Annotated in this window: 13 protein-coding genes and 1 pseudogene; 3 read left to right on the forward strand and 11 right to left on the reverse strand. The window is 45.4% G+C overall.

From position 1 onward, the window contains the following. Window positions 1–749 precede the first annotated feature (749 nt). The gene (locus JC793_RS12360) at window positions 750–1,331 is read left to right on the forward strand and encodes a cytochrome b/b6 domain-containing protein (protein WP_046894999.1); all 582 of its coding nucleotides are present in this window, start codon (window positions 750–752) and stop codon (window positions 1,329–1,331) included. Window positions 1,332–2,255: 924 nt separating this feature from the next. Here JC793_RS12360 and ymcF read toward each other — a convergent pair. From ymcF to JC793_RS12410, 11 genes and pseudogenes are all read right to left on the reverse strand, one after another. After that, window positions 2,256–2,402, reverse strand: a pseudogene (gene ymcF, locus JC793_RS19630) (cold shock small protein YmcF); the annotation flags it as partial. Further along, window positions 2,386–2,598 (reverse strand): transcription antiterminator/RNA stability regulator CspE, encoded by a 213-nt coding sequence (gene cspE, locus JC793_RS12365; RefSeq protein WP_046025049.1) that lies wholly within the window; start codon window positions 2,596–2,598, stop codon window positions 2,386–2,388. The pseudogene ymcF and the gene cspE, both read right to left, overlap by 17 nt. A 376-nt stretch (window positions 2,599–2,974) precedes the next feature. Next, window positions 2,975–3,412, reverse strand: a complete 438-nt coding sequence (locus JC793_RS12370; RefSeq protein WP_087769948.1) for an antiterminator Q family protein — start codon at window positions 3,410–3,412, stop codon at window positions 2,975–2,977. A gap of 30 nt (window positions 3,413–3,442) precedes the next feature. Next, window positions 3,443–4,459 carry a DUF968 domain-containing protein gene (locus JC793_RS12375; RefSeq protein ID WP_218426309.1) on the reverse strand — a complete coding sequence of 339 codons (1,017 nt, stop codon included), beginning with the start codon at window positions 4,457–4,459 and terminating at the stop codon, window positions 3,443–3,445. After that, window positions 4,459–5,250 carry a KilA-N domain-containing protein gene (locus tag JC793_RS12380; protein WP_109882464.1) on the reverse strand — a complete coding sequence of 264 codons (792 nt, stop codon included), beginning with the start codon at window positions 5,248–5,250 and terminating at the stop codon, window positions 4,459–4,461. Before JC793_RS12380 ends, JC793_RS12375 begins: the two co-directional genes overlap by 1 nt. Window positions 5,251–5,292: 42 nt before the next feature. Continuing rightward, complete coding sequence (locus JC793_RS12385; RefSeq protein WP_218426310.1) at window positions 5,293–5,688, reverse strand: SGNH/GDSL hydrolase family protein; 396 nt, start codon at window positions 5,686–5,688, stop codon at window positions 5,293–5,295. Then, a complete protein-coding gene (locus JC793_RS12390; RefSeq protein ID WP_214188554.1) occupies window positions 5,688–6,572 on the reverse strand; it encodes a helix-turn-helix domain-containing protein in 885 nt (294 codons plus the stop codon). The genes JC793_RS12385 and JC793_RS12390 overlap by 1 nt, the downstream gene beginning before the upstream one ends. Next, window positions 6,569–6,763: a DUF4222 domain-containing protein gene (locus JC793_RS12395; RefSeq protein WP_046025054.1), complete on the reverse strand. Its 195-nt coding sequence runs from the start codon at window positions 6,761–6,763 to the stop codon at window positions 6,569–6,571. The genes JC793_RS12390 and JC793_RS12395 overlap by 4 nt, the downstream gene beginning before the upstream one ends. Continuing rightward, the gene (locus tag JC793_RS12400) at window positions 6,756–6,956 is read right to left on the reverse strand and encodes a hypothetical protein (protein WP_148042439.1); all 201 of its coding nucleotides are present in this window, start codon (window positions 6,954–6,956) and stop codon (window positions 6,756–6,758) included. The genes JC793_RS12395 and JC793_RS12400 overlap by 8 nt, the downstream gene beginning before the upstream one ends. A gap of 63 nt (window positions 6,957–7,019) precedes the next feature. After that, window positions 7,020–7,484 (reverse strand): YmfL family putative regulatory protein, encoded by a 465-nt coding sequence (locus JC793_RS12405; RefSeq protein ID WP_218426311.1) that lies wholly within the window; start codon window positions 7,482–7,484, stop codon window positions 7,020–7,022. 29 nt (window positions 7,485–7,513) lie between these two features. After that, a complete protein-coding gene (locus JC793_RS12410) occupies window positions 7,514–7,714 on the reverse strand; it encodes a Cro/CI family transcriptional regulator (protein WP_218426312.1) in 201 nt (66 codons plus the stop codon). 101 nt (window positions 7,715–7,815) lie between these two features. Here JC793_RS12410 and JC793_RS12415 point away from each other — a divergent pair, with 101 nt between their 5' ends. Both JC793_RS12415 and JC793_RS12420 read left to right on the forward strand, forming a co-directional pair. Beyond that, the gene (locus tag JC793_RS12415) at window positions 7,816–8,463 is read left to right on the forward strand and encodes a LexA family protein (RefSeq protein ID WP_218426313.1); all 648 of its coding nucleotides are present in this window, start codon (window positions 7,816–7,818) and stop codon (window positions 8,461–8,463) included. A gap of 157 nt (window positions 8,464–8,620) precedes the next feature. Further along, the gene (locus JC793_RS12420) at window positions 8,621–8,833 is read left to right on the forward strand and encodes a hypothetical protein (protein ID WP_218426314.1); all 213 of its coding nucleotides are present in this window, start codon (window positions 8,621–8,623) and stop codon (window positions 8,831–8,833) included. Window positions 8,834–9,009: the final 176 nt, after the last annotated feature.

A 9,009-nucleotide genomic window follows, 5' to 3' on the forward strand; every position in this document is an offset into this window, starting at 1 on the left:
CCTGATAGTGCTCTGCAAACAGAACCCGCTCAGTAGACGGGGAAAAACAACGCAGGCTTTCTTTGTTTTGCTACCGCCATGGACCGGAAGGGTTTTGATATAGCTGAGTGAGTCGTCGTTAACCAAATTAACACTGTTTAAATTAACAGTGTTTTTCATAGATCAGGGTAATCTTTTTTGTTAAGCTCACTTTGCTTTGTGCAAACAAGTAGTGGGCCTTTGGTTTATCCGTGATCGCTATAACGAGTGAATGGCTGGGAAGGTGCTACCAACCCCCACCAGCCGCCCATTTCACAGTTTAAAGTCGTTTGAATCACTCACCGTTGCCGCAGTCTTTCAAAAGACCGGCAAGGCTGAACTGAGTAAGAAGAAGTCGGCAACGCGGCATGGGAAGCCCTGACAAGGCAGCCGCATCGCTGACAGAGAAAATTCCGCCTGGTAACACCTCCGCCGCTGTTGTCATATCACTCTGTTTTAAAATGACATTTTATAACTTCGGTCAGTTATTGTGCATAACTACACATGTAACTCTGACTAAAAGTAACAGCAAGTCTTATATTTATTTCATGTAATAAAAAAACCCGCGAGTGCGCGGTTTAGAATTTGCGTAGTGTGAATATGTATAGAAATCCCACTATCGGAATATAATAAGGCACTTTCGGACAACATGGAATTATGCACAACATTACCTCATTTATCTGGCAGGAATGATATATTACATATGTTTATTATTCGATTTTGGGGCATATATGAATCTGACAAGAGAAATATGGTATTTTTTCAGCCTGTATCAATCACGTAAAGTACGATTGTTGCATTGTGCAGTCCTGATTTTTGTTTTGGCGCAAATCATTATCAGTAATTGGATGAAAGGCACAAAATCCCCTGTTATACCTCCGCTGGATTGGACTTATTTTTTCACATGGGCTCATATCACTATTGGTTTTTGCTTATTTTTCATTACATTACTCTTAATTATTGTATGCCTCCATGAAAGGGGAATGCGGTATTTTTATCCCTATCTTTGGGGAGATATTGTCCCATTGAAAAATGATATAAAACAACTGATGAAGCTAAAGCTACCAGACAGCGCTCCAAGGGGGTTGGCCGCCGTAGTTCAGGGATTGGGACTCGGGGCATTATCGATAGTCATCATATCAGGAATAATATGGTTTTTTTTATGGTTACAGCATTCACCATCAGCATTAGAGGCGAGAAACATCCATAAATCATTAACCGTGCTAATAGAAATATATATCTATGGACATGGTGGATTTGGACTTATCCATTTTTTTCTATGGTACAAAAAATCAAAAAATAATCATCAGTAATCCCTCTGAAACCAAACGGGCAGTTTGTCAAAAAAACTGTCCGTAATAAACAGCCAGTTAAATGTCATAATGTTACATATCAAAACAACAATTTTACTCAATATGGTACTTGCCAACCAAATCATCATAAAACGGCTTCCAATTACTTCGCCAAGTCCACTTATATTTGGTATCAGATGTTTTATCGCCTGATAATCCACCGACAACGACTCTCATTTCTCCCCATGACCTGAGCATTTCTGACAGCTCTTAAATACCAGTGCCCTCTAATTCACTCGGTTCGCCATAATAACTACCCCCCTTTGCAGCGGCACGCGCCGACAGGTCAGCCCTTTTCCACCGCAGTGCTGGTGCTGACAGACTACCCCCACTAACGGGTGTAATCCTTAAATGCCATTGTGATCGGAATTTTAATATATTGAGTACTACGAACCAAAACTCAATAGCATGGTAATCAGGTGTTCGGAATAACCAAACATGTAAACTATCTGTAAATTCCTGAGAGTTGAATCTGTGAGTTATCGTTACAAATTAGAGATATAAAAAAGCCCCACCGAAGTGAGGCTCATAATTCTTCAGTCAACACCGTAAGAAAATCACTTAAACCCATTCACCATTGCAAAAACAACTAAAAGCAGCAGTACGACAATAAAAAGGTTTTTAGTAAACATAAGAGCATAACTGAAAATAGTTTTTCTATTCACAGGTATTTCCTTAGGAAAATATTCCAGTTGGATACCACATTTATTTTAAGTAATAACCCGCACTTGCAAGATTTACTATTAATAGCAATGAGGTAAGGCGATCCTGGTATTATAGCTCTTTCTCAAAAAACAGACTGCCTATTGTACCAGATAACAAAAAACCCCGACATTGCGAGGTTTAAAATAATTGACTATTTAATGCTTAGTTGGTTTCTGCTTTCATCACACTTTTGCAAAAAATACATCTTGCTCCATGCGGGTTACTTAATGAAATATCAAATTGTGATGTTCGGTATTGTGAACCGCTACAGCATGGGCATTTAAAATAGAAAGCAATGATTATATTGTCTTTAAAGCGCCACCACATTACCAGCGGCAGGACCTTTCATTCCGTTTTCCATGGTAAATGATACCTCCTGACCTTCGATTAAGGATTTGAAGTTATCACTCTGAATTGCAGAGAAATGAACAAAAACATCCTTACTACCATCTTTAGGAGTAATGAAGCCAAAACCTTTATCATCGTTAAACCATTTTACTGAACCAGTCATTGTATTAGACATAGAATTTCCTTTAATTTTTTTGATTGCCATAAGGCATATGCGGTTTGTTTTTTATTTTTACTTATGGGAATTAATTAGAAGGAATTCGCAATGAAGTGGTATCGAGGATAACGCTAAATGGTGAACGACTTTAAACTGACTAGCATAAATAGGCCTGTACTTCCAAACCAGTGAGATCATTAAGCCACAGATGTTCACATATAGCAAATTATATTATTTTATCCCTCAAATGTTACGTATCACCACACGTAAACCACAACTGATTTTAACAACTTATCTTATCTGTTTATCAACATAAAAAAACCCCGTAAAAACGGGGGTTTCAGTTCATAATCAATAAGACACAGAAATAACTCTGATCACAATAGCGTCTTTTTTACGATCGTAAAGTATTAATTTTTAAATCATGTAATTTGTTCATAAATGTCCGCATACCTCCACGATGTGATGTACCGTCCATTTCCAGTTTTATATCTCCCATTATGAGCATTCCTTCCACCAGCCCTTCTGCCTTCTGGAGTTTTTTCCCTATGTGAGTGTCTGAGCACCCGTATTTCTTGGCCAACTGAATAAACGTCTTACCGAAAACATAGTAATCAAAAAGCAGATCATGCATATCGCTGTTGCGGATGTTCAGTTTTGCCATAATGCCGGATATCACCAGTGCATCATTATCAGTACATTGCTGACGACTCTTAACCTTTACGGGGATAAGCCCTTTAAACCCGGCGGCAATTGATGACCAGGTTACAGATTCCGGGTTATCCGCAACCCATGCCCCCCAGCGTTCTAATATCATCTGAATATTGCTCATCGTTTATCTCTCCGCACTCCGTACAGCGCATTAACCAAAAACACCGATCCCGTATGACCGGTTCATAAACTTAAATAACAACTCCAGCTGGCTGCCGTGTTTCCGCTCCCAGGCGTTCACATCCCGGTGTAACTCGTCATGGTGAATACGGCACAGCGGGATGGTAAAAATGTCGTGTGCCTTTGTACCGGTACCGCCGGTGCCGTGCCCGATGATGTGATGCGGGTCATCTGCCTGCTGACCACATACGCAACACGGCTGACTCTTCACCCATTGCAGGTACTTCGGACACTCCCAGCGCTTTAACTTCGGGATCCGCATAAAACTTGCTGGTGGTTCCGGCTCTATATCAGGAACAATGACAGGTTTTATCTGCTCAACGATGTCCTGAACAATCCGGCTGTGTGAGCGCGTCCGGTGAACGATGGAATGCTCCGTCATGGTGCCGGTTATCTCTTCTTCCGGTGACTGCATCAGAATGTAAGAACAGATGAAGGCCGGAAGATGCTCACTGACACGATGCATCACAGACCAGGTGAACAAATCGGAAGGATTCAGAAGATGATCGCCGGGCAACCGTAAATCGATAAATATGCTCTGCGCCACAAATGCCCGCTGGTTGCGTAACAGAATTTTGTCCGCCTGCTGCTGGCAGTACTCTCCCTTCCTGAGAATATTGTCATGATGCCAGCACGTCCGGATAAAACCGTCTTTGTGGCGGGTCATGGTCAGTTCATGGTGATGATACGGATCTGCTTCGTCGTCAATCTGGCAATGATTTACTGATGAAACGTAATGACGAAATCCCTGTAAACCACCGGCAGCTTTTACCACGGCGGGATTGTCCAGGAAACGCAGTACCCGCTCATCTGTCAGCAGCGGCTGTGCATCTGCAGGAACGCGGCCGGACGGAATGCCATCCATTGAACGGGGAGCCGCACTCACAACATAACGGGCACCGTTCCGGAAGTTGCAAATCTCAGCACCGGGATTAAACATCAGGATCCGGGTATCTTTCTGAACAAAGCCGGTTAACAGGTAATTCATCAGGCCACCGCCGGAGTCATCATCAGTGCCAGCAGTTCCGCTGATTTGCTCTCAAAGAAATGCGGCTGCGTTTCCCTCGGGTTCGCCGGAGATGTGATATTTTTGCCGTACAGAAGCCCCTTTGATGTAACAGACCAGAACAGTTTTTGTGTTCCCTTCGAACCCGGACGGGCTTTCTGTTCGACAATCCCCAGTTCAGCAAGACGTTTGTATGCTCTGGTCGCAGACAATGCGGCATTGTGATTTTTCAGCAGCGTAGTCAGAGAGGTTGTCGGTCTGCTGGAGCCATCTACCGCACCCGCCGGTGCATCAATCGCATAGGAGGGAGCCAGATCCGGAAGACCAGCCATTTTTTGCAGTTTCTGATACCCGCCCAGTTTTGAGGAATTCGACAGATTCAGCGTTTTCGCCATAGACTCCAGCAGGATAGCGCCTGCCTGTACCTTATCGGCCAGCTGTACCGCCTGCTGTGTTCCGGCCACCGCATCGAACGTGCGGATAACCTTCAGGTTGAACAGCGGGCTTATCCACATGGCATAGGCATAAACAACCTCACGGGCAACATATGTCCCCTGCTCCGTACCGCCGCGAATGGTGTTTACAGAGGCGATGCTCATATCTGAGCATCGGTCGATTTCTGAACACAATGCCTGTGTTGATTCCATCCGCATAAAGTTAGATGGCTTATGGCGCTCTTCACCCCCGGCGGCACGGTGTAAATCATTCAGGCAATAGCGACCGGCCATGTCCCGGCGCACATTAATACCGTCAACAATAATCAGATTGCTCATCGTTTATCTCTCCGCTCATTAAGCGCAGCCGTATACTGCGCCTCACATCGCCAGACCGTTTTTTCTTCTCAGTTCCCGCTGCTTTGCCGTGAAGGCCGTAAACAACCGGTTATAGACGGATACAAATTCCCGTTCGGTGAGAGTGGCCCGGTTCTCTTCCGGTACCGGGTCCGTACAGCGGACCTTTTTTACTCCCCGCCGACAGGCTGCCACCAGTTCCTCATATTCACGGACTTTCTCCTGTGCATCCGGCAATACCCGGAAAGCCATCCGGTCATTCCCCCGCCACCGGGTCGGCGTGACCGCTTCAATCTTCGCTAAAACCCTGACAGCTGACTGGCTGATACTGCGTGATACGCCGTATTTCTCCATGATGTACCCGGAGGTGATTTCAGTTCCGGCCGGTTCCTCTGCCGCAATTCGGGTGTAAAGCATCATCACGCAGCCTCCCGTTCTTTTGCGGCCTGCTCTGTGGCCTGTTTCCAGTACCCGCGAAATGCTGCTCGTCCGGCAATTTCATTCATCCGCCCAATGTAGGATTTGTGTTTTGCGACCAGCTCCTGTACGCGGTTTTCTGGCTTCCAGTCGGAGGATGAGAACATTTTTCTGAAGACTTCATCGCACTCGGTGGTGTCGATGTTCTTTGAGTCCGCAGAGCGTTTAAATCCGGCGGCCGTATTCAGCCAGTATCTGAAACCGGAGTTCCAGCAGACATACTGCGTACCCTTGCTGGCGTGGTAATCGCTGAACTTCTGAAACTCGTCCTGAATGTCCAGACCGGCGGCTTTGGCCTGCTCAATGTGTTCTGGTGTCGGTGCAAAGTTTTCCGGCATTACGGTTTTGCTTTTGGCTTTCCCGCGAACAGGATTAATATTTTTATTATCTGGATCTATGACTGGATCATGACTGATTCCGGGTGCAGCTCCTGCACCACTACCGGAACCATTTGCACCACCCGGTGCATCTGCTGCACCAGTCCGGGAACCATTTGCACCACTCACCCCCGCAGGATTTGCACCACAGGGTGCAGGAGATTCACCACTCACAGCGGTAGCATTCAGGCACAGATGATAAATATTTGACTGGTTCAGACCGTTGGCCGATTTTCGTGACTCAACACGAACCAGCCCCATTTTCACCAGGGCATTGATGTGGTTCTGCACTGAGCGTTCCGATATTTCACACTGCTCAGCAATGTACGGCACAGACGGCCATGATTCCCCCTGGTCGTTGGCATTGTCCGCCAGTTTGACCAGTACCAGTTTTCGCAGCGGGTTGCCTGTTTTTATCTGCAAAGCCCGTGCAGTTAAAATCATGCTCATGGTTTCACCTCATCCGGACAGCGTGTATACCGTTCCTGAAAGATTTTCAGCGGTTCAAAGCACGGGTGCTCATAACCGTCACGCATGAAAATCACCCGGCTGTTCTCCCGGTCGTACCGGATAACGTGAACTTTCCGTCCCCGCTTATCGGTGTAATACCGGTTCAGATTGTCAGCTGTTTCTTCAGGCATCCTGACCTCCGCTGCGGTAATAAAACTGTGACCAGCTGGCCTCCACCTTTTGCCGGTCTACCACTTCCGGTTTTTTCCGGTAGTTGTCGGCTGTGCCGCCACCCGGTATGCTTTCCACATAACGAAGTGGTTCACTGCCGGTAACAATGCATTTGAATTGCCTTTCCGGTATTGAATGAGTTAATCTGCTCATGCGTTTATCTCTTCACACAATTGATATGGCGCGATCGAAGCCGGGAGCCGTATACTCCCGGCTTCACCCTTTCTGAGTCCGGGTAAATAAAATAATCGTGGATTCAACCTCATCTGTTCTGGCCTGCATGTCTCTGTAGTGTGCAGTCCGTATTGCATCCGCTTCTCCTGTGGTTATTTCTCCGTCCTCAATAGCCTTACTGATACACAGGTCCACAGCCCCGCGCATAACGGATGCCCTGACGCTCTTTTCGTATAAGTCAGTACGGCCGATTTCACTTTTTTTCGGACTGTCCACCAGCAGCATTCCGGATTCTGCCGCGACGTATTCGGCATACAGCACAGTTCCGGAGACTTCCTGCATCACCATCAGGTCATGGTGATCAAAGAACCGGCAGCCGTTTTTCTCATAAAACCGGTTATTGAATGACGTCAGGGACAAGCCGAGGGAACCGGCCATTGCATCACGTCCGCCGGGGACCAGACTGCACATCTCTCTTACAACTTCTTTCAGGGATTTGTTTTTCATTGCCTACTCACTTTCAGATTGGGTTGTAGTTAACCGTGCTTTTCCGTGCTGCTATGCTGATAAAGTGCAGGGTTGTACTTGAGTTTTCCGTTTGTGAGCCGCTCAATTTTCAAAGCTTGTTTTTCCGGAACAACGGATACCCACTGACACACCGCGCTATGGGAAATTCCCAAAACAAATGCCGTTTTAGTTGTTCCACCGAAATAGGCTAAAACTTGATTTTTATGCATGTATCACCCCTTAAAAGTTAGCATACTTACAATATAAACTTGCAAGATACTTACGTCAATAAAATGTAAGCTTGCTTACATGAATAAGACGGAGAAAGTTTATGAATACGCTCGGCGAGAGAATCAAATTTAGAAGGCGTCAGCTTAAAATGACCCAGAGAGATGTCGCCGAGTGTGTGGGTATCTCGGCATCGGCAGTTACCCAATGGGAAGGTGATTCCACAGGGCTGTCCAGTGAAAATCTTTTAAAATTATCTGCTGTGCTTCGTTGTTCACCTCAATGGCTGCTTTTGGGTGAAGGTGAACTAGATCTTCCGTTTCCACCATATGGCAATCATTACGCTCAAATTCCGGTGATTTCTTGGGTTCAGGCAGGAAACTGGACTGAGGTTATTAATCACCCAGATGCTAATTCTCTTCAATATGTTGATACATCAGCAAAAGTAAGCGGTAACGCCTTTGCATTAATTGTTAAGGGGCAGTCAATGACATCAACATCAGGTGATCTTAGTATTCCTGAGGGGGCAATTGTTGTAGTTGATCCCGATTTTGGATTTGTTGAAGAAATGAACAATAAGATAATTATCGCGCAATTAAATGAATCCAATGAGGCCACCATAAAAAAATTCATTATAGATGGCCCCAATAGGTATCTTGCGCCCCTTAACCCCCAATTTAACCCAATACCAGTTAACGGCAATTGCCGACTTATAGGCCAAGTTAAGCAAATAATCATAAACTTAGACTAATATTCCACATCCGTTCAATCCCGCCCTCTTTGCGGGATTTTTTTGTGCCCACGAAAATAATATTAGTAAGCTTATTTTTCTTCTTGACACGGAATGTAAGTTAACTAATATTATAAGCATGCAGACAACAGAACACTTAACAATTAGTGGAGTCTATATGCAAACCGAACCAATCATCACCACCAACAACATGTCAGCAGACGAAGTTGCAGCGTGGATTACTGAAAAAGCCCGGGCGCTTCAAAAACTGCAATCACTCCGTGCTGAGCGCCAAAGAGAGATACGTGACCACGAGCGCACTATGGCCCGCCTCGATGAAGACATCGCCAGATGGGAAGACTTCTGTGCTTTAACAGTACAACCGCAGTAACGGCTGCATATCTGAATAACTGTGTGAAGAGTGTCAATTAGTGTGGGGAGATAGACGTGGACAATGTTGCAAGCGATCCGCGGAAACTAAGAATTTACTCCTTGGTTTTCCATAAGAACGCATTAACGCTGTCAACCGACAATACCCATGATGATTTTTGGTTAGAGTTACATGAA

It is taken from the genome of Morganella morganii (assembly GCF_019242955.1).
Lineage (GTDB): Bacteria > Pseudomonadota > Gammaproteobacteria > Enterobacterales > Enterobacteriaceae > Morganella > Morganella sibonii.

What these genes read in the sequence shown, in the direction of transcription:
- JC793_RS12360 (WP_046894999.1), top strand. Translation starts at nt 750, where the DNA reads ATGAATCTGACAAGAGAAATATGGTATTTTTTCAGCCTGTATCAATCA.
- cspE (WP_046025049.1), bottom strand. Translation starts at nt 2,598, where the DNA reads ATGTCTAATACAATGACTGGTTCAGTAAAATGGTTTAACGATGATAAA.
- JC793_RS12370 (WP_087769948.1), bottom strand. Translation starts at nt 3,412, where the DNA reads ATGAGCAATATTCAGATGATATTAGAACGCTGGGGGGCATGGGTTGCG.
- JC793_RS12375 (WP_218426309.1), bottom strand. Translation starts at nt 4,459, where the DNA reads ATGAATTACCTGTTAACCGGCTTTGTTCAGAAAGATACCCGGATCCTG.
- JC793_RS12380 (WP_109882464.1), bottom strand. Translation starts at nt 5,250, where the DNA reads ATGAGCAATCTGATTATTGTTGACGGTATTAATGTGCGCCGGGACATG.
- JC793_RS12385 (WP_218426310.1), bottom strand. Translation starts at nt 5,688, where the DNA reads ATGATGCTTTACACCCGAATTGCGGCAGAGGAACCGGCCGGAACTGAA.
- JC793_RS12390 (WP_214188554.1), bottom strand. Translation starts at nt 6,572, where the DNA reads ATGAGCATGATTTTAACTGCACGGGCTTTGCAGATAAAAACAGGCAAC.
- JC793_RS12395 (WP_046025054.1), bottom strand. Translation starts at nt 6,763, where the DNA reads ATGCCTGAAGAAACAGCTGACAATCTGAACCGGTATTACACCGATAAG.
- JC793_RS12400 (WP_148042439.1), bottom strand. Translation starts at nt 6,956, where the DNA reads ATGAGCAGATTAACTCATTCAATACCGGAAAGGCAATTCAAATGCATT.
- JC793_RS12405 (WP_218426311.1), bottom strand. Translation starts at nt 7,484, where the DNA reads ATGAAAAACAAATCCCTGAAAGAAGTTGTAAGAGAGATGTGCAGTCTG.
- JC793_RS12410 (WP_218426312.1), bottom strand. Translation starts at nt 7,714, where the DNA reads ATGCATAAAAATCAAGTTTTAGCCTATTTCGGTGGAACAACTAAAACG.
- JC793_RS12415 (WP_218426313.1), top strand. Translation starts at nt 7,816, where the DNA reads ATGAATACGCTCGGCGAGAGAATCAAATTTAGAAGGCGTCAGCTTAAA.
- JC793_RS12420 (WP_218426314.1), top strand. Translation starts at nt 8,621, where the DNA reads ATGCAAACCGAACCAATCATCACCACCAACAACATGTCAGCAGACGAA.